The sequence below is a fragment of the Planctomonas deserti genome (genome assembly GCF_003067705.1).
In the GTDB taxonomy this organism is placed as follows: Bacteria; Actinomycetota; Actinomycetes; order Actinomycetales; family Microbacteriaceae; genus Planctomonas; species Planctomonas deserti.
This window is the reverse complement of the sequence record NZ_QANL01000092.1, coordinates 1-629: the sequence shown is the minus strand read 5'-3', so window position 1 is coordinate 629 and position 629 is coordinate 1. Positions and strand designations below refer to the sequence as shown.

Sequence of the window (629 nt, the reverse complement as noted above, 5' to 3'; positions counted from 1 at the left end):
GGATCATGTGAGTGTCCTTTGGGAGTGACGGCCGCGAAGCGGCACGTGGGAAATCGGTAACCCCAGGGCGATGCCAAGCGAGCTCGGCACCCACCTGGGTGGCGGATCAGCGGACCGCTTTGACGTTCAGTTCGTTGATCATCTGCTGGGCGGCCTTTTCAGCCGCCAGCTGCAGCGCGTTGGTACGGGCCACGGTTTCATTCGGGCCGGTACCGGAGAACTGCACCGGGCCGACCGACGACACGGTGCGCGGGAAACGACCGGTCACGTCCAGCACCTTGCCGGTGACAGTGACGAACACGCGGGTGTTGCCGCTGGCCGGATCGCGGTCACGCATGCCGACGTCGAGGGTGCCGACGGCGATGTACGGGATGTTGGCCGCGCGGATGCCGTTGGCGGTGTCGCGCAGGGTGGCCGGGGCCAGGTCGTTGCCGGTGCTGAAGTCCTTGCGGATGCGCTCGATGCTGAGCAGGCCGCGCGACTCGCCTTCCACGTATTCGGCTTCAACCACTTCGTAGCCGGCGGCGCTGAAGGCACCGGTCATTGCGGTGTTCACTTCGGCCGCGTTGGCCACCTTCCAGCTGATGTTGTCGCTGCGCTGGGTGGTGCTGCCGCCGCTGGTGACCGAC

Annotated in this window: 1 protein-coding gene; it reads right to left on the bottom strand. The window is 66.6% G+C overall.

The features are described from left to right. Positions 1-106 precede the first annotated feature (106 nt). Positions 107-629: hypothetical protein (locus DAI20_RS19710; protein WP_205781513.1), on the bottom strand; the 523-nt coding region annotated here is incomplete at its 5' end.